The organism is Streptococcus sp. zg-86, assembly GCF_017639855.1.
In the GTDB taxonomy this organism is placed as follows: domain Bacteria; phylum Bacillota; class Bacilli; order Lactobacillales; family Streptococcaceae; genus Streptococcus; species Streptococcus zhangguiae.
In genome coordinates this window covers 1,262,097-1,281,695 of the sequence record NZ_CP072115.1, presented here as the reverse complement: position 1 = coordinate 1,281,695, position 19,599 = coordinate 1,262,097, and the positions used below count along the sequence as shown (strand labels likewise).

Here is a 19,599-nt window from a genome sequence, read left to right as displayed (position 1 = left end):
GGGAGGGTGGTATAATGTCACTAGTGGCTTTCTGTCTCATAAACAGGAGGAAACTGTCTGTTTAAAAGACAGAAATATTTTAAAAAAATGGGGGAAAGATTGATGTTTTTCAATAGAAAACAACGATTCTCAATTCGTAAGTTTACGATTGGTACGTGTTCGGTCCTTTTAGGAACGGTACTCATAGCAGGAGTGAATCAAGTATCGGCTGAGGAAACGAGTCTTAATGAAGTAGTTTCTTCATCAGTAGAAAAAGAAGACAAGGTTGGAGAGACGGTTGCTAGCGCAACTGTAAGTCCAGTAGCTTCTGTAGAAGCACCGGTTGCAGCAGAAACAACTGAGACTGTAGTAGCGCGCACTTTTGTCGTTAAAAACAAGGTAGCAGTTCTTGATGCAGCAAATCTCAGCGATTCTGAAAAAGCAGCTGTAGTAGCAACTGTTCGTTCAGACAACAACCTAACAGAAGCGTTCAAAGTACTTGTAGCAAACGACGGTTCTGTTACCATTTTGGAAAATGACCAAGAAGTTGCTCGTCTTGCAAGTGCAGAAGTTGTAGAAGTTCATGCAACAACGACACCTGCAGCGCCCGTAGCAGAGCCAACAGTAGCACCAGTTGCTGAACAACCTGCACCAGCTCTTACTGTGTCAGCAGAAACAACAACAGCACCAGCTACTGAGACAGTAGATTTGGCAGCATTGAAAGAAGCAAAAATTGCTGAGTTGAGCACTTATGCACTCTTATCAGAAGCAGTACGTGCAGACTATCGTGCACGTTTCCAAGAAGCAGTAGATGCAGCAGCTCTTGAACTCGTTGCAAAAGAAGCAAAACGTGCACAACGCCGTGCCGCAGCTTTCCCAAATGAAGGTCAAGCAATCCCAACAGGGACTGGCTTCCGTGCGGATGTGCCAGCAGCAAATGAAACCTTAGATACTGAAGGTTGGAAAACACTTGGACGTTTCAGTAATAAACCGGGTGTTTTCTATGTTCAAAAATCTGGAACTGTCAATGGTGGTAATAGTACCAACAAAGAAACAATGATCTATGAAATTGATACTACAACTGGTGAAATAGTGGAAGTTTCTAAAGATGATTTTGAAGGTGGAGGCACTCTTTATGAACACCTTGAAAAGCTTTCTGCAGAGCAAGGATTTTCCCCTTCAAACCCAATTCCAGGAACGACATCTACTCGTGATGGATATAGAGTAGTAAATGCGCTGGGATTGTCGAATGATGGTCGTTATGCGTATGCACTTGGTATTACGTCTCAAATTTTAGTTGATGACCGTACCACCATCAATGGTATTTACCGCTACGACATGGAGTCTAAAAAATGGAGCCTTGTAAGTAACTCTAATGATTGGCCTGAAGGTATGGCAGTAATGCGTACCAATGCATGGACAGCCGGAGCAGTCAATCCAAAAGATGGTAAGTACTACTTCGGTACGTTAACACTTAAGACTGATCCTGCATTCTCACAAGTTGCACCTCGAGATGATGCTGCTTATCAAGCAATGAGAGATAATGGAACATTTGATCTTTACTTCCGTATGTGGTCATTTGATCCAGCAACAGGTAACGTGGCTAGCGCTGGATATATTGATACTAATTTAGTGAAAAGTGGTTCCTTTGACAAAAATGAAGATTACTTTAAACGAGCTGGTGAAAGTTATGTAGTTGGTAACGATATTGCCTTTGATACAGATGGTAATATGAAATTGATTATGAATCAATTTAACTCATCAAATTACTATATCTACTCTGTGGATAAAGCTAATTTTGATGCAGCCGCTGGACAGAATAACAAATATGCTAAGCATAATGGTACTTTATCTAAGAATATCCCTATTTACACAGATATTAACCATAATATTTCTTCTGCCGGTTCTGGGAACGAAGCGGTAGCAGAAGCCATGAAAGCGAATAATGTAACTACAGGTGGACTTGCAATTGATGCGAACGGAGACCTTTTCTTCCACAGCCGTCAAGGTAAGATTGGTAGGATTGTATCAGCATTAACACATGGTGGTATTTTAAACAATGTAGAAGGTCCTACTGGTACTACAACATGGGGAGACGCAGCAAGTATCCGTGGTACTGTTGGCAAAGGTAACGTCTATCGTGAGTACTACATCCAAGGTACAGAAAACATTCTTGCTGGTACAGTTGGTTCTATCGTAGATGGCAAATTCGTACCAACTACTGAGACAACGACAGGTAAAGACGATATTGAAAAAGAGCAGGCTCTTTATAAAAATTATGATGCTACTGTAGGTCGTCCACAAGCAATCCGTGCAGCGGACGGTACGGTATATGAATACGTGCAGGTGAAAGAAAATTCTGATCCTGAAACAGGTGAGGTTAAAAAAGAAGACCAAACTATTAGATATGAATATGCACCAAAAGCTGTAACTGGTAATGTTATCGTTAAGTACATTGATGTAGAAGGTAATATTATTAAAACTGAAGTTAAGGATGAAACAAATGCAGATGCAAACACTCCTTATAACACAGATGAAGACCGTAAATTAGACCTTATCAAGGGAACTAAGGAGTTCAATAATGAAGGTAAGATTTATGAACTTGTTCCTGCAGGTACATACGGTACTTATAATAATAATCCAATTGAAGTTGATGATAATGGTCATTTAACTTCATCTGATTCTACAACTGGTGACGTAGAAGCTGGAAAAACAAAAGAAGTTGTTTATGTTTACCGTGAAGTAACCCAACCAAAAACAGGTGATGTTGTTCTTCACTATGTAGATACAAAAGGAAATGAACTTCAACCAAATCACCACAATTCTGATGATAAACCAGTAGATGAAAGCTACACAGTTAAATCCGCTGAAAAACCAGATACTCTTGAAAAAGATGGCGTTGTTTATAAGAAAGTTGAAGTCTCTGAAACTGGTGTAGTTGATGGGAAGCCTATTGCAACTGAGAATGTAACGACAGACGAGACTGGTAAGATTATCGAAGGTACTAAAAACATCGTTTACGTTTACAAACCAGTTGGATCAGTTGTGATTCATTATGTAAACACTAAAGGTGAAGTTATCAAGCAAGAAGTGAAAGATATCACTGACGGTGATATTGATGCACCGTATAATGCTGCTGATAATAAAGAAAATGCAGATGAAAAACCAGCAACAATTGCAAATGGCGATGTAAACTACAAGTTTAAAGAAGTTTCCACATCCAATACAGTTGGTGGTAAAGTTGTCGTAAGTGAGAATGATACAAACGTCGTAAACGGACAAGAAGGCAAAATCGTTCCAGGTACAACTCACGTTATCTATGTTTATGATGAAGTAGAAACACCAGTTGAAAAAGGTTCAGTAGTAGTTAACTACATTGATACAGAAGGTAATCCTCTTGCAACTCAACAAGATGTTGTCAAAGACCAACCCGTTGGAAGCAAGTATGATTCTACAACTGAAGCGTTGAAACCAGCTGAAATCAAAGTTGGTGATAAGACTTATGTTCTTGCTCCAGCAGATTCATATGAAGGAACATACAACGGTAATAAGATTGTTGTTGATAACAATAACCACTTGGTAGGTTCAGACGCAATTACTGGTGATGTTGCTAAAGAAACGAAGACTATCACTTATGTCTACAAGTTGAAAGAAGAGCCAAAAGAGGAGCCAGTTAAACCAGGTTCTGTTATCGTAAACTACCGCGATGTAGATGGTAACTACTTGCAACCAGAAGACACAGTCTATGATACAAAAGATGGTGCAGATAAATCTGGCTATAATACTATCGAAGACTTACGTCCTAAGACAATTGCGAAAGACGGTAAAGTCTATGAGCTGGTAGAAGAAGCTGGCACTCATAAAGTAGGTAAAGTCGAAGCTAACGGTCATTTGGAAGGTACGGATGATGTAACTGGTACAGTTGAGGCTGGTAAGACGAAGAAGGTAACATATATCTATAAGGAAGTTACACCAGAGCCAAAAGCTGGTAATGTTACTGTTAAGTATGTAGATACAGAGGGTAATCCTTTACTTCCTGAAGCTGTTGATGAACTCAACGCAGCGATTGCTAAAGAGTACACGACAACTGACCATAAACCAAAAACAATTACAACTGCAGATGGAACATATGAACTTGCTCCAGCAGATGACTATATTGTAGGTAAAGTCGGCGAAGATAACACATTGACTGAGTCTAAGAAAGCAGATTTGAAGAAGTCTGATGCTGAGACAGGAACAGTTGAAGAAGGTACTAAAACAATTGTTTACGTCTATAAGAAGGTAGAAACACCAGTAGAACCAAAAGGTTCAGTCGTTGTTCACTATGTCAACGAAGCTGGTGAAGTCATTCAATCTGCATACAAAGATACAACAGATGCAGCAGTAGATTCAACATACAACACGAAAGAAAACCCATTAGAAAAACCACAAGAAATCACATTTGGTGGCAAGACATACGTGTTTAAAGAAGTATCAATGACGTCAAAAGTTGGTCAAAATGATGTTGTAAAAGAAGATGCAGCAAACAGAGTATTCTTCTCAGGAAATGAAACAGGTAAAGTCGTTGAAGGAACAACACATGTAATCTATGTGTACTCTGAAAAACAACCAGAAGAAAATCCAGTGAAACCTGGTGGCGAAGTAACAGCTCAATACTTCGTTGAAGGTGAAGAAACTCGTCTATACGAAGATCCAACTGTAGAAAAAGATACAGTAGTTAAAGAAAAAGACACACCAGTTGGAACTGAGTACAAAGATACACCACCAGCAGTCTTAACTGACGGAAAAGATATCTATGACTTGGTGAAAAAAGAAGACGGTACTCCAAAACTGAAAGAAGATTCAGCGAACCCAACTGGTAGCGTAACTGAAACTCCACAAGTTATCAAGTACGAGTACAAGAAACGTGAAACACCAAAAGAAGAACCAGTAAAACCTGGTGGCGAAGTAACAGCTCAATACTTCGTTGAAGGTGAAGAAACACGTCTTTACAAAGACCCAACTGTTAAAGAAGATACAGTGGTTAAAGAAAAAGACACACCAGTTGGAACTGAGTACAAAGATACACCACCAGCAGTTTTAACTGACGGAAAAGATATCTACGACTTGGTGAAAAAAGAAGACGGTACTCCAAAACTGAAAGAAGGATCAGCAGAACCAACAGGTGAAGTAACTGAAACTCCACAAGTTATCAAGTACGAGTACAAGAAACGTGAAACACCAAAAGAAGATCCAAAACCAGAAGCACCAAAAGGTTCAGTAATCGTTAAATACGAAGACGAAGATGGTAACGAAATTCAAAAACCTAAGGAAGATACGCCATTATCACCAGTTGATACTCCGTACAATACAGTTGATAAACGCGATGAGAAAATTGAAGTTCCAAATCCAAATGATCCAGAAAATCCAACAGTTTACCACTTGACTAAGAATGAACCAAAAGAAGGTGAAGGGGAAGACGACGGTAAAGTTAAAGAAGGCGAAAAAGTTGTAACATACGTGTACAAGAAAGCCGGATCCGTTATCGTTCACTATGTAGACGAAGCTGGAAACGAACTTGCAGACGATCAAGTTGCGAAGAAAAACGAAAAAGACGGAACTGCCTACGACACGACTACGAAAACATTACGTCCAGCTACAATTACAGTAGGGGATAAAGTGTATGAACGTGTGCCAGCAGGCACATACGGTGCAGGTGAAGTTGATGAAGATGGTCACTTGACTTCTACAGATAAAGTTGACGGTTCAGTTGAAGCTGGTAAGACGAAGAAAATCACTTACGTTTACCGTGAAGTGAAACCAACAACACCTCCAACAGAGGAAAAACCGAACAAGTATATTCCATACATTCCGGAAAATCCTGAAGATCCATCAAATCCAAAAGATCCTAAGTATCCAAATGATCCAGAGAACAATCCTCCTCTAGATCCAAATGGAAATCCAATTCCACCAGTGGATTATGACAATACACCGGAAGATCCAAGCAACAATCCTCCGTTACCGGATATCGACGGTTATGTTCCAGTAGATCCAAAAGATCCAAGTGAACCATTGAAACCAAAAGATCCGAACGATCCAAGTAAAGGATATGAGCCACCAAAACCAGTTGATCCTAAGAAAGATACCCCAGTACCTTACGTACCAGCAGGTTCAGTAGTGATTCACTATGTGGACGAAGAAGGTAATGTCATTAAAGACAAACTGGTGGATACAGTAAAAGCGCCAGTTGATTCTGAGTATGATGCAACTGAAAAAGTAGGAAAACGTGAAGAAAAACCGCAAGAAATTACGGTAACTGATGCGAACGGTAAAGAGCGCGTATACGAACTTGTTCGTGTATCAACTTCAAATAAAGTTGGTGATCAAGAAGTTGTTCCAGCAGGTTCAATTGTAGGTGCAGAAACAGGTAAAGTTAAGAAGGGTGAAACAAACGTAATTTACGTTTATAAAGAAAAACCAGGTAAATACATTCCATTTATTCCGGTAGATCCAAATAACCCTAATGACCCAACAGATCCACAAGATCCGACAGTTCCAGAAACTGGTAAACCAATTCCACCTCGTCCATACGATGAGACACCGGAAGATCCGTCAGATGATCCACGTTTACCAGATGTACCAGGCTATATCCCAGTGGATCCAAGTGATCCAAGTGGTAAGACACCATTGAAACCAGTAGATCCAGAAGATCCAAGTAAAGGATATGAGCCACCAAAACCAACAGATCCACATGAAGACACACCAATTCCTTACGTACCAGCAGGGACTGTCACTGTTCACTACGTAAATGAAAAAGGTGAAGTGATCAAGGATCCAACAGTGGACACACCAAAATCACCAGTCGGAACGAAGTACGATACTGATGAAAAAGGTAAGGAAATTCCTAGAGAAATCACTGGTAAAGACGGTGAAAAATATGTACTTGTCAAAGTGAAAGACGGTGATAAACCAACTGGTGAAGTAGAAAAAGGTAATATTGATGTTACGTACATCTACAAGTTGAAAGAAAAACAAACACCACCACCAGTAGAAGAGGAAAAACCGAACAAGTACATTCCATACATTCCTGAAAATCCTGAGGATCCATCAAATCCAAAAGATCCTAAGTATCCAAATAATCCAGAGAAGAACCCGCCTCTAGATCCAAATGGAAATCCAATTCCACCAGTGGATTACGATAATACTCCAGAAGATCCAAGTAACAATCCTCCGTTACCAGATATTGATGGATATGTACCAGTAGATCCAAAAGATCCAAGTAAACCATTGAAACCAAAAGATCCAAACGATCCAACTAAGGGATATGAGCCACCAAAACCAGTTGATCCTAAGAAAGATACCCCAGTACCTTATGTTCCAGCAGGAACCGTTACCGTTCATTATGTGAACGAAAAAGGTGAAGTTATCAAAGATCCAACAGTTGATACTCCGAAATCACCAGTTGGAACCGAGTACAACACTAATGAAAATGGTACTGAAATTCCTAAAGAAATCACTGATAAAGATGGTAATGTTTATGAACTTGTTAAAGTGAAAGACGGCGATTCTGAAACTGGTAAAGTGGTGAAAGGTAACACAGATGTTACTTACATTTACAAGTTGAAAGAAAAACCAGGCGTTCCAGCTCCAGGTACTCCATCTGAGCCAAGTAACCCAGCACAACCAGCTACTCCAACTCCAGTCAAACCAGCAAATACAACCACTGCGAAATTACCAAGTACAGGTGATACTGCAGGAAATGCTACATTTGCATATGGTGCTGTTGCCCTTGGATTTGCTGCTTTGCTCGGATTAGGCAAGAAAAAATCAGAAGACGAAGAATAATTCGAAACCTGATGTACTCAAGATAGCTGATGTCTTCCTCAAGCTATCAAAAGAGTTGTAAAATAACCAGAAAGTTCATCTTTCTGGTTATTTTTTATAGTGGCTTGAGAAAGGAGGTAAGCGCTCCATAACGAGGTATCTAGTAATCCTCTCACTCCTCCAGTATACTGTTAGTAGAAAACAGAATTGGAGGCTATTGTGATGTCACAACCTATTGTTCCTTTGGAAACGCCCCAATCTCGTCGTTTTGATAAGAAAAACAAAAACGAGATGGTGCTGAAAATGCGTATTGGAAGAGTTGAACTAAGCTTGTTCCAATCTCTTCATCAAGAAACACTGGAAACTATTTTAGATAAGGTATTGCTCTATGGCGATTCATCTCAGTGATCTAGGCAAGGTCTATCTTGTCTGCGGGAAAACGGATATGAGACAAGGTATTGACTCGCTCGCTTATCTTATTAAACGTCAATTTGAATTAGATCCCTTTTCTGGTCAAGTTTTTCTCTTCTGTGGTGGCCGCAAAGATCGTTTCAAGGCCCTTTATTGGGATGGTCAAGGATTTTGGCTACTCTATAAGCGTTTCGAGAACGGGAAACTGACCTGGCCGAGTAATGAAAACGAGGTCAAAGCCCTGACACCTGAACAAGTAGACTGGCTGATGAAGGGATTTTCGATAAGCCCTAAAATAAACCCTACAAACAGTCGTGATTTCTATTGAAATCATGGCTTTCTTTTCGGTATAATAAAGAAAACTGGAGGGTGAGACTATGGAAGAGTTATTAGCCATTATTAAACAACAAGCAGCTGTTAACCAACAACTCACAAATGAACTTGCTCTCCTTCGTGAACAAGTAGCTTATCTGACACAAAAGCTCTATGGCAAGTCATCAGAAAAGGTTGTGTATCAACCTGGTCAGCTAAGTCTCTTCGAAGAAGAACCACTTCCTGAAGAAGACGCTAACTTGCCCAGGTGACACAGAAACGATTACCTATAAACGTAAGAAAACCAAGGGAATTCGTCAGGCTATTTTTAGTCAATTCACTCCAGAGATGGTTCATCATGAACTAAAAGGCGAAGACTGCACTTGTCCAGACTGTCACGGTCAGTTGAAAGAGATTGGTTCAACCGTCCAACGTCAAGAATTAATCTTTATTCCTGCGCAATTGAAGCGGATTGATCATGTCCAACATGCTTACAAATGTCAGGCGTGTAGCGAGAAGAATCTCAGTGATAAGATTGTCAAAGCTCCCGTCCCTAAAGCCCCTTTAGCACATAGCTTTGGGTCAGCCTCCATCATCGCTCATACGATTCATCAGAAATTCAATCTCAAGGTACCGAACTACCGCCAAGAAGAGGATTGGAATAAACTTGGCTTGCCTATCACACGGAAAGAAATCGCTAATTGGCACATCAAGTCTAGTCAGTATTATTTCGAGCCGATTTATGATCTTCTGCACGAGAAATTACTAGAACAGCCCATTCTCCATGCGGATGAGACTTCTTATAAGGTCTTGGAAAATGATAGCCAGTTGACCTTTTACTGGACCTTCTTGTCTGGGAAGCATGAAGAACAGGGAATCACTCTTTATCATCACGATAAAGGGCGGAGTGGCTTGGTTGTGAAGGAGTTTCTTGGAGATTACACAGGCTATGTACATTGTGATATGTGGTCGGCATATAGGCAGTTAGACAAAGCTCAGCTAGTTGGTTGTTGGGCTCATGTCAGAAGAAAGTTCTTCGAGGCGACGCCTAAGAAGGCAGACAAGACCTCTTTAGGAGCTAAGGGATTAAGGTATTGCGACCGCTTATTTGCTTTGGAGAATGACTGGGTTGACCTCTCTACTGAAGAGCGACTACATAAACGCCAGGCAGAGTTAGCCCCTTTGATGGATGAGTTCTTCGACTGGTGTCGTGAGCAGGCTGTTTTATCAGGTTCTAAATTGGGCATGGCCTTAGAGTATAGCCTCAAATACGAAACCACCTTCCGAACGATTCTCTCGGACGGCAATCTAGTCTTGTCCAACAACATAGCAGAGAGGGCTATGAAGACCTTGGTTATGGGGCGTAAGAACTGGCTTTTTTCTCAGAGCTTTGACGGCGCTAAGGCGACAGCCATCATCATGAGCTTACTAGAAACAGCTAAGCGTCATGATCTCAACACTGAGAAATACATGACTTATCTTCTAGAACATCTTCCTAGTGAGGAAAGCCTCGTAAATAAGAACGTTCTAGAGGCTTATTTACCGTGGGCGGAAAGTATTCAAAACAACTGTAAATAGAAAACATTCCAGAGTCCGTCCAGACTTTGGAATGTTTTTCAATATACCTCGTTATGGAGCGCTTACGAAAGGAGTAGAACCAGGCAAGGAGCTGCAGATAGAACTGGCGTTCATCAAATATTCAATTTACTATATCTTGCAACATTTCATACTGAGCGGACAGTAACGACTTTGTTTAGCTATACCGAGAGACCGCTTAGGTGAGTTTAAACAAGGATTACCGGATTACCATCGGCATACAGATAACCTTGAAGACTTGATGATTCGTCCCTATTTACTGTTTGACTTTCTACGAATCTATTTAGACAAAATTATTGATAGGATCGTTTAATACAGAGCCTTGTTGATTGGTTACAAAACTTTGAAATAGAAAAGTGTATCTTTTGATTTTTATATGATTTAGTGATATACTTTTAAAGTCTCGGGGGGGGGGTAGCTATTAACAGGCTATTTTCAACGAAGAAAAGAATGTAAACTGCATGTTCCTCCACCTTAGAATGTAAGTATTAAAAGGTGGCGAACGATGTCTATAGATAGAAGGCTTCAACAACTGATACTATTTATAGTTCAGTTGTTTATTGTATTATTGGTGACCGTAGGTGTCCATGTATTTTTGGATGCGAATATGTCACGAAATGGTATCATTATTTTACCACTATTACATGTTATTGTTTCCTATATCTGTCATTATAATGATGAAATATTTCGTAGAGGCGATTTTTTTGAGTTCATTCAGACAATACAATATAGTGTACTCTATACCGTAATGATTACCTTTACTTCTTTTGTGTTGAAGGATAATTTTGATATTTCTCGTAAAGGACTGCTGTATTTGGTAGTTATGAATGCCATTAGTCTTCATATGTTAAATACAATCATTAAACGATTTTATCGAAAAGTTTATCCAAAATTACAAAGGAGTCGTAAACTATTAGTTTTAACAATTGTGGAAAGAGCAACGGAGACATTAGATAGCTTACTAGCTTCTTCCAATTTTTATCATGATATTGTGGCTGTCTCCACTTTAGATGGGGAATATACCCTACCATCAAAGATTGCATTAATTACAAAGAATGAATTAATTCCTTATGTGACAAAGTCTATAGTGGATGAAATCTTCATTAATCTTCCAAGCAGCTATCCGATTCAAGATTATATCGCTCAGTTTGAAGCGATGGGAGTTAGTGTAAGTGTAGCACTAGATTCATTTGATTTTTCTGCTAATGATAAAAAATTAGGTGAAATAGGTGATTTTAATGTAGTGACCTTCTCAACAAACTTCTACAAGACGAGTCATATTTTAGCAAAACGGATATTGGATATTTTCGGAAGTTTGATTGGTCTTTTTTTATGTGGAGTTGCCTACCTGTTTTTAGCACCGAAAATAAAAAAAGATGGTGGTCCAGTTATTTTTAAACAGCAACGTGTAGGTCAAAATGGGCGATTTTTTGATTTTTATAAGTTTCGCTCCATGTATAGGGATGCTGAGGAACGTAAAAAAGAATTATTGACACAGAATACCATGACAGGTGGGATGTTTAAAATGGATAATGATCCACGGATTACTCCAATTGGTCGATTTATGAGAAGGAGTAGCCTAGATGAACTACCTCAATTTTACAATGTTTTAAAAGGTGATATGAGTTTAGTAGGGACAAGACCACCGACTAGGGATGAGTATGACCAATACACTCCTGAACAAAAACGTCGCTTGAGTTTCAAACCAGGAATTACAGGCTTATGGCAGGTCAGTGGTCGAAGTAAAATAACTGATTTTAATGACGTTGTTAAATTGGACTTACAATATATCGATGGATGGACCATTTGGTCAGACATCAAGATATTACTCAAAACGCTGAAAGTAGTGTGGAAGAAAGATGGAGCGAAGTAAGATTCCAAGTACGAATATGAAACAATCTGTGTATATCATAGGTTCAAAGGGGATTCCAGCAAAGTATGGTGGCTTTGAAACTTTTGTGGAAAAACTAACTGAATATCAAAAAACATCAGATATTCGGTATTATGTTGCTTGTATGCGTGAAAATTCGTTGAAGTCGAATGTTTTTGAAGATATTTTTGAGCATAATGGAGCAACTTGTTTTAGTATTGATGTTCCCAATATAGGTCCTGCTAGAGCGATTGTGTATGATCTACTTGCTTTGAAAAAAGCTATTGCTATGTCAAAGGTAAATCAAGATAAGCAGCCGATATTTTACATTCTTGCTTGTCGCATTGGACCATTTATTCATCATTTTAAGAAACAGATTCATCAGATGGGAGGGCAATTATTTGTTAATCCGGATGGACACGAATGGCTTAGGGAGAAATGGTCTCGCCCAGTTCGTCGTTACTGGAAAATTTCCGAAAGTTTGATGGTAAAACATGCGGATTTATTAATCTGTGATAGTCAGAATATTGAACGATATATTCAGCAGAATTATGCTCAATATTCTCCTCAAACAGTCTATATTGCTTATGGAACAGAACTTGAAACATCAAAATTATCATCTAGTGATGATAAGGTAAGGAGATGGTTCTCAGAAAAAGGAACGGCTGAAAATGAATACTACCTTGTAGTTGGGCGATTTGTACCTGAAAACAACTATGAATCTATGTTGCGTGAGTTTATGAAATCAAACTCAAGTAAAGATTTGGTATTGATTACCAATGTTGAAAAAAATGCTTTTTATGAAAAATTAAAAGCAGAGACGGGATTTGACAAAGATAGCAGAGTGAAATTTGTTGGAACTGTTTATGACCAGGAATTATTAAAATATATCCGTGAGCATGCGTTTGGGTATTTTCATGGACATGAAGTTGGAGGGACAAATCCTTCCTTATTAGAGGCGTTATCATCCACTAAATTAAATATTTTGCTTGATGTTGGCTTTAACCGTGAGGTTGGAGCAGAAGGAGCAATTTATTGGGAAAAAGATAATCTTCATCAGGTGATTGATGAAAGTGAAAAATTATCTGAGGTAGAAATTCAGAAAATGGATTACTTATCGACTGAGCAAGTGAAACGGCGATTTACTTGGGATTTTATTGTGGATGAGTATGAGAAGTTATTATTAAATAATGGTAGTAAGGAAAGTAAGATGAAACGCGTAATTACGTATGGAACTTTTGATTTGCTTCACTATGGTCATATTAATTTATTGAAAAGAGCTAAAGCTCTGGGAGATTATCTTATTGTTGTCATTTCATCGGATGAGTTTAATTGGATTGAAAAGCAGAAGAAGTGTTATTTTAATTACGAACAGAGAAAAGCTTTAGTAGAAGCAATTCGTTATGTAGATTTGGTAATTCCAGAAACTAGTTGGGAGCAAAAAAAATCTGATGTTCATGAGTATCATATCGATACATTTGTGATGGGAGATGATTGGAAAGGTAAATTTGATTTTCTGAAAGAAGAAGGAGTAGAAGTCGTTTATTTATCTCGAACTCCTGAAATTTCCACAACGCAGATTAAAGAAGATTTGAATAAGTAAAGGACAATCATGGAACCAATTGAAAAATTACATGAGGTCGATTTAGCAATAGTAAAAAAAGTCATTGCAATTTTTGAAAAATATGAACTAAGCTATTTTATGCTTGGTGGTACGATGCTTGGTGCAATTCGTCATAGCGGATTCATTCCATGGGACGATGATATTGACTTAGGGATGCCTCGTGAGGACTATGAGCGATTTTTGAAGATTGCAGAACAGGAATTACCGGAACATCTGCAAATTGTTCATTACAAAAATACTCCTTCCTATCAGTACTATATTACAAGGGTTCAAGATACGAATGTTAAGGTCGTTGAAGAGCGAATTGGAAATGAGTCAAAATTTACCTTTGCATCAATTGACATATTTCCAATTGATGGGACCCCCAATAACTCTTTGTTGAGAAAAATCTATTATTTTAGAGTTTTGATGCATAGAGTGTTCATGTCCTTGCATTATAAAGATTCTATTGATCGTCATCGAAAACGTGGTTTAGTAGAACGTATTTTTTTATGGGGAATGGAGAAAATTCCTTTTGAAAAAATAATCGACCCATATAAGGAAAAAGAAAAAATCGACAGATTACTTTCACGACAAAAAATCGAGGATTCCAAATATATTGGTAATATTATGGGAGCTTACCGCACACGTGAGATTGTTCCAAAAGAATGGTATGGTCAAGGGACAAAATATACATTTGAAGATATTGAGCTTATCGGATTTGACCGTTATCATGAGTATTTAACATTCACCTATGGTGATTATATGAAGTTACCTCCTGTGGAAAGTCGTAAAACTCATTATATTTTAGAAGGTTTGGAAGTTAAAAATGAATAACGCAGAAAATTCTTTTTCTAAACTATTTAAAAAAGTAAATGGATTTCAGGTTTTAAAGCAATATTTTAACTCTGGAGTCCTGTTCTTTGCTGTTTTTCAAGTACTATTACAGGGGAAAACGAAAAAATCTTTAGAGATTGTTCGTAACTCAGTAGACAATAGAATATTAAAAAAATTAAGGAAGAAATATACTCCCTACATACTTAAAAATAAAGAGAGAATTCTAAGCGAATCCTCAGAACGTCGTCCATCTGATAAGGTATGGGTAATGTGGTTGCAAGGAATGGATGATGCTCCAGAGATTGTTAAAAAGTGTTACGCTTCTTTGATAAAGAATTTACCGAATAAAGAAATTATTCTATTAACAGAAGGCAATTATAGAGATTATGTTACTTTTCCTAACTATATCCAGAATAAGATTGATAAGGGACTAATAGGAAACGCTCATATGTCAGATCTGCTACGTTTGGAGTTGTTGGAAAATTATGGTGGTACATGGATTGATGCGACTGTATTTCTATCAGATGGCAATATTCCAGACTTCATGCTCGATACAGATTTTTTTATGTTTCAGAAATTGAAGCCAGGATTGGATGGGAATCCTCTTTCTATATCAAACTGGTTCATCACGTCCACGACTTCTAATCCTATGTTAAAGATGACCAAAGAGCTGTTGTATCAATATTGGCAGAAAAACAATCAGGCGATGCATTATTTTATATTCCATATGTTGTTTCAACTGGTAATAGAAAACTTTGAAGAGGAATGGAAAAAAGTAGTCCCTGTCTCTAGTTCAACTCCTCATATACTTTTATTGAAATTATTTGATCCGTATAAAAGTGAAGTCATGACTGCGATTTATCGTCAGTCATCCATTCATAAATTAACCTATAAATTGAAAGATGAAGATATTCGATTATCCAAGACGTTTTATCATTTTTTATAGAAGGGAGCAATTAGTGTGAGAAAAAATAGTATTGCCTTGATTGTTCCTTTTTTTGGTCCTTTACCTGAATATACAAAATTATTCTTTTATACTCTTGGCTATCATAAAGAAATTACTGTACTTCTTTTTACAGATCAGCAAGTAGAGAAAGTTCCAGAGAATGTGAAGGTGACACATACATCCTTTGAACAATTTAAAAAACGATTGGAACATCTGTTTGAGTTTGAGATTAGTCTGGAAAAATCATATAAGCTCTGCGATTTTAGACCAGCGTATGGCTTGTTATTAGAAAAGGAGCTACAAAATTATGATTTTTGGGGTTACTGTGACCTAGATATAATCGTGGGAGATATTTCAGGATTTTTACAGCCAAATATTTTAGAGAATTATGATAAGATCTATCAACATGGGCATCTGACTTTATTTCGAAATACTCCTGAAAATAATAGACGTTTTATGGAAAAGGCTGGAATGGACTATCGGGAATGTTTTACTTCGCCGATTAACGCTATTTTTGATGAGGTTTTAGGAATACAGCGGAAATATGAACTGTTAGGAATCTCAACTTATATCTCCAGAGATTGTGCTGATATTTCTCCGTGGCACTATTCCTTTAGACGGGTAGAATCTCATCTAAAAGACAATGAGATGAAAAGCTTAAATTATAATCTACAGGTCTTTTTCTGGGAAAAAGGAAAAGTATACAGGGCGTATTGGAACGAAGAATTATTCACTGTCGAATATGATCAGTTTAATTATCTGCACTTTCAAAAAAGAAACTTATCGTTGTCTTTTTTAGAAGGAAAGATTGAAAAACTGGATTCTTTTTATATTTGCAGAGATGGTTTTCAACCTAAAAAAGTAGGATTTAATGTTACTTTAGATGAGATTCGCTCTTTAAATGGGCATAATCGATTTAAAGACTTACAAAAAAGATGGGAATATAAGTTGTTTATGTGGAAAAGAAGATTCAGTAAATATTTGTTAAAGAAGTAGTGGTATGAAAATAATTATTCGAGAGCAAAATATTGTAACGTTGTATGTGACGACTGTTATATTGGTCTTAGCAGCGCCTTCCGCCATATTTAATGGAAGTGTATTGGTTCAATATTTTGATGAAATTTTTACAGTATTTGCTACTGTACAACTTATTTTTCAATTTCAGCGCATTAAAGTAGAAAAGGACAGTTTTCAACTAGCCCAAAATAGTTTTTTTGTCATTTTTGGGATTGTTATTCTTGGTCTAGTCTCTAATAGTTTTTCTAGGTTAATTCATCTTTCTCCTATTCTAATCGATTTATTAGGAATGATTAAAGCGCCAATCATTTTCTTGTATTGTCTGTCTTTGATAAGGAAGCAGGATAAAATAACCATTCAAGGTAACCTATTAGTTATCGCTAAATTTTTTGTAACAATTGTCTTTTTTACTTCTATTCTTCATCTGTTTGTTGATATTGGTATGACATTTGATATTCGCTATGGACTACGCTCATTTCGTTTTATATATGCTAACCCTGGTGGCTTAAATATAGCCCTGTTTGTAGCTTATGTGATTATCATAACGCAAGTAAAAAGTAAATTTTCCCGTCAGCTATTTGGATTCTTTAGCCTAGTACCAATTATTTTAACCTTTAGAGGGATAGGAGTTGGGACTGTCGGAATTATTCTTATGTTAAAAGTATATGCAGCTAGGGGGGGATTCAATAAAAAATTAACTCTAAAAGATATGATTCCGTTAGGCTTAGGAGGTGTTCTACTTGGATATGGCCAATTAAAAGAATATTTCATAGGTTCAGATTCTATTCGAAGTATTTTATTGCGGAATGCAATAGTAGTGATGACGCGCTATTTTCCTATTGGATCTGGTTTTGCGACCTACGGTTCTGATCAAGCATTTAAGAACTATTCTAGACTATATTATGAATTTGGCTATCATTATATTTATTACTTAAGCCCAGGAAATGGTGCTGTAGCCAATGATAATTTTTGGCCGATGTTAATCGCTCAATTTGGAATAATTGCTGTATTTCTATATCTATATTTATTGTATGCTCAGTTAAAATATGTTTTAACACATTCCTTAGACGATAAATATAAAGTTGCTGCAATTGCCTTATTGTCCTTCTTGTTTATTACCTCGCTAGGGAATGCGGTATATACAAGTGCATCTGGTGTTTTAGCATATATTATGACAGGATTGATGATTATCAAACAAGAGAAAATGGGATAGGAGAGATGAATGGACAAAAAGTTTTCAATTATACTCCCCTTTTATAATGCAGAGGCTACGATTCAGCTAACGCTTGATAGTATCGTACAGCAAAATCAAGAAAATTTCGAAATTATTTGTGTAGATGATTGTTCTACAGATAGATCATTAAAGATTGTCCAAAATTATAGCGAGAATTATAGCAATTTTAAAGTTGTTTCACTTACTTCAAATGTTGGTGTTTCAGAAGCTAGAAATGTTGCATTGAATCAAGCAAAAGGGGAATTTATATTATTTGTAGATGCGGATGATTTATTACCTCGAAATTTCATTGATTTTTTGAATCATTATAAATTTAAAGAGGAGTACGATCTCCTTATATTTAATTATGATACTATTTACCAACAGATAGATGTTGGATATACCTATCCTACTCAAGTATCGGTTAGGAAATTGACGGTTGAAGAATGTCAAGATGCTATCATAGGAATCAAAAGTGGTAAGGAAAGTTGTCCAACTCGTTTAACTTCACTATGGGCAAAAGTATTTCGACGTAAGATTATAGAATCTAATCAGCTTCTATTTGATTCTCAGCTTAAAATTGGAGAGGATAGTTTATTTGTCTTTGATTATTTGCAGTTTGTTAGTGAAATACATTTTTATGATGTGATTGCCTATTATTATTATCAAAACTCTCGTTCTTTAACTCATAGTTTTCAACCTCAAATGGTTGAAAATGATGTAGCTTGGCAACTAGCCTTCTCAGAGCGCGTGAAAAAAATTGCTGATACAGATAAGCAAGAAAAGTATCGTTATTATTCTTTAGCGAAAGGTCTTTTAAATATTTGCTATTTGTTTATTGGTCACAAGGGGTCTAGTTTTAGTATAAACCAGAAAAAAGAATGTTTAAAAGCAATTCTTGAGAATCCAATGTATCAAGATTTATGGAAGATACCTATTTTGAATGAGCTACTGGCATCTTTTTCGCTTCAGGAACATGTCTTGCTTTATTTATTGAAAAATAGACAATATTTGATAATTATTTGGATTTTTCAACTTAAAAATAGAATGAAATGAAATTTAATAAGAGGAGAAATATGCCTAAAAACCAATATGCTACAATGAATATTGTCATGGCTGCCGACTATAGCTATAAAATTCAGGTCGAGACTGTAATGAAATCAATCTTGCAGTATCATACAAAGGTTCAATTTTTTTTAATAAATAAGGATTATCCAAAGGAATGGTTCGTGTATATTAATGAAAAACTAAATATATTTGATTCCTGTATTATGGATAAGAAGATTACACCTATTTTATACAAAAATTTTAAAACTTTTGATCACATTTCAGAAGCAACCTTTTATCGATATCATATTCCAGAATTAATTGAGGAAGATAAAGTGTTGTATTTGGATTCAGATATATTGATAGTAGCAGATTTATCTTCTCTATATAACAGTGATATTGCACACACTAGTCTGGCAGCCGTGAGGGATGCTAATTTAAAAAATGTATTTAATGCGGGGATGCTGCTAATTAACAATCGTAAATGGCGTGAAAAAAACGTTTTAAGTCGTGCACTTAGTATCCACGAACAGTCTGACGATGCTTTAACATTTGCTGATCAAGATGTACTAAATATATTATTTGAAAATGAGTGGTTGGAAATGCCAGATAGATATAATATGCAAATTTTTGGCGGGAAGTTAGATTTGAAGCGCTACACTGTTCCTGCTGATGCAGTTGTGATTCATTATTTAACAGCAATAAAACCATGGTCCACTTACAAGAAAACAATCAAATCAAGGCTTGGGCGATTGTATAGAATCGTGGCAGCATATGTAAGTGGTAGAGATAGAAGATACCCACTGAGAATCGCATTAAAAAATAGAGAGACATTACCATTTGAAAAAAAGTGGCATCAATTGAGTCAATTAAGTTGGGAAGATTTTGTAGAAAATAATAGGAATGCAAAAAATTGATTGAAAAATTTTGCAAGATTGGTAATTAAGCATAGAGAGAAGGGAAAA

The 19,599-nt window shown here is 36.9% G+C and carries 13 protein-coding genes and 1 pseudogene; all 14 read left to right on the top strand.

What is annotated here, in order from left to right; genetic code table 11:
• Positions 1–102: 102 nt before the first annotated feature.
• The 14 genes and pseudogenes from J5M87_RS06145 (at position 103) to J5M87_RS06085 (ending at position 19,551) form a co-directional block, all read left to right on the top strand.
• Positions 103–7,803 carry a MucBP domain-containing protein gene (locus tag J5M87_RS06145; protein WP_160463280.1) on the top strand — a complete coding sequence of 2,567 codons (7,701 nt, stop codon included), beginning with the start codon at positions 103–105 and terminating at the stop codon, positions 7,801–7,803.
• Between the two features lie 201 nt (positions 7,804–8,004).
• Positions 8,005–8,190, top strand: coding sequence for a hypothetical protein (locus J5M87_RS06140; RefSeq protein ID WP_154608075.1), 186 nt, complete (start codon positions 8,005–8,007; stop codon positions 8,188–8,190).
• The gene (gene tnpB, locus J5M87_RS06135; RefSeq protein ID WP_154632458.1) at positions 8,171–8,521 is read left to right on the top strand and encodes an IS66 family insertion sequence element accessory protein TnpB; all 351 of its coding nucleotides are present in this window, start codon (positions 8,171–8,173) and stop codon (positions 8,519–8,521) included. The genes J5M87_RS06140 and tnpB overlap by 20 nt, the downstream gene beginning before the upstream one ends.
• A 49-nt stretch (positions 8,522–8,570) precedes the next feature.
• Positions 8,571–8,777, top strand: coding sequence for an IS66 family transposase (locus J5M87_RS06130; protein ID WP_154632457.1), 207 nt, complete (start codon positions 8,571–8,573; stop codon positions 8,775–8,777).
• The gene (tnpC, locus tag J5M87_RS06125) at positions 8,749–10,083 is read left to right on the top strand and encodes an IS66 family transposase (protein ID WP_208769386.1); all 1,335 of its coding nucleotides are present in this window, start codon (positions 8,749–8,751) and stop codon (positions 10,081–10,083) included. Before J5M87_RS06130 ends, tnpC begins: the two co-directional genes overlap by 29 nt.
• Before the next feature lie 523 nt (positions 10,084–10,606).
• Positions 10,607–11,974 (top strand): sugar transferase, encoded by a 1,368-nt coding sequence (locus tag J5M87_RS06120; RefSeq protein ID WP_154609003.1) that lies wholly within the window; start codon positions 10,607–10,609, stop codon positions 11,972–11,974.
• A gap of 16 nt (positions 11,975–11,990) precedes the next feature.
• Positions 11,991–13,151 (top strand): annotated as a pseudogene (gene cps2T / locus J5M87_RS06115) (beta 1-4 rhamnosyltransferase Cps2T); the annotation flags it as partial.
• Between the two features lie 30 nt (positions 13,152–13,181).
• Positions 13,182–13,574 carry a glycerol-3-phosphate cytidylyltransferase gene (gene tagD, locus J5M87_RS09810; RefSeq protein ID WP_230082387.1) on the top strand — a complete coding sequence of 131 codons (393 nt, stop codon included), beginning with the start codon at positions 13,182–13,184 and terminating at the stop codon, positions 13,572–13,574.
• Positions 13,575–13,583: 9 nt separating this feature from the next.
• Positions 13,584–14,411, top strand: a complete 828-nt coding sequence (locus J5M87_RS06110; protein WP_154609004.1) for a LicD family protein — start codon at positions 13,584–13,586, stop codon at positions 14,409–14,411.
• The gene (locus J5M87_RS06105) at positions 14,404–15,357 is read left to right on the top strand and encodes a capsular polysaccharide synthesis protein (protein ID WP_154609005.1); all 954 of its coding nucleotides are present in this window, start codon (positions 14,404–14,406) and stop codon (positions 15,355–15,357) included. Before J5M87_RS06110 ends, J5M87_RS06105 begins: the two co-directional genes overlap by 8 nt.
• A 15-nt stretch (positions 15,358–15,372) precedes the next feature.
• The gene (locus J5M87_RS06100) at positions 15,373–16,353 is read left to right on the top strand and encodes a DUF6625 family protein (RefSeq protein ID WP_154609006.1); all 981 of its coding nucleotides are present in this window, start codon (positions 15,373–15,375) and stop codon (positions 16,351–16,353) included.
• Positions 16,354–16,357: 4 nt separating this feature from the next.
• Positions 16,358–17,587 carry a hypothetical protein gene (locus J5M87_RS06095; RefSeq protein ID WP_154609007.1) on the top strand — a complete coding sequence of 410 codons (1,230 nt, stop codon included), beginning with the start codon at positions 16,358–16,360 and terminating at the stop codon, positions 17,585–17,587.
• Positions 17,588–17,596: 9 nt separating this feature from the next.
• Positions 17,597–18,643, top strand: coding sequence for a glycosyltransferase (locus J5M87_RS06090; protein WP_154609008.1), 1,047 nt, complete (start codon positions 17,597–17,599; stop codon positions 18,641–18,643).
• A 20-nt stretch (positions 18,644–18,663) separates the two neighbouring features.
• The gene (locus J5M87_RS06085; protein WP_160463308.1) at positions 18,664–19,551 is read left to right on the top strand and encodes a glycosyltransferase family 8 protein; all 888 of its coding nucleotides are present in this window, start codon (positions 18,664–18,666) and stop codon (positions 19,549–19,551) included.
• The last annotated feature ends 48 nt before the right edge of the window (positions 19,552–19,599 follow it).

Bases quoted from the DNA above. Each gene is read 5' to 3' on its own strand.
- J5M87_RS06105 (WP_154609005.1), top strand. From the start codon at position 14,404: ATGAATAACGCAGAAAATTCTTTTTCTAAACTATTTAAAAAAGTAAAT.
- J5M87_RS06095 (WP_154609007.1), top strand. From the start codon at position 16,358: ATGAAAATAATTATTCGAGAGCAAAATATTGTAACGTTGTATGTGACG.
- J5M87_RS06110 (WP_154609004.1), top strand. From the start codon at position 13,584: ATGGAACCAATTGAAAAATTACATGAGGTCGATTTAGCAATAGTAAAA.
- J5M87_RS06130 (WP_154632457.1), top strand. From the start codon at position 8,571: ATGGAAGAGTTATTAGCCATTATTAAACAACAAGCAGCTGTTAACCAA.
- tagD (WP_230082387.1), top strand. From the start codon at position 13,182: ATGAAACGCGTAATTACGTATGGAACTTTTGATTTGCTTCACTATGGT.
- J5M87_RS06090 (WP_154609008.1), top strand. From the start codon at position 17,597: ATGGACAAAAAGTTTTCAATTATACTCCCCTTTTATAATGCAGAGGCT.
- J5M87_RS06145 (WP_160463280.1), top strand. From the start codon at position 103: ATGTTTTTCAATAGAAAACAACGATTCTCAATTCGTAAGTTTACGATT.
- J5M87_RS06140 (WP_154608075.1), top strand. From the start codon at position 8,005: ATGTCACAACCTATTGTTCCTTTGGAAACGCCCCAATCTCGTCGTTTT.
- tnpB (WP_154632458.1), top strand. From the start codon at position 8,171: ATGGCGATTCATCTCAGTGATCTAGGCAAGGTCTATCTTGTCTGCGGG.
- J5M87_RS06120 (WP_154609003.1), top strand. From the start codon at position 10,607: ATGTCTATAGATAGAAGGCTTCAACAACTGATACTATTTATAGTTCAG.
- J5M87_RS06085 (WP_160463308.1), top strand. From the start codon at position 18,664: ATGCCTAAAAACCAATATGCTACAATGAATATTGTCATGGCTGCCGAC.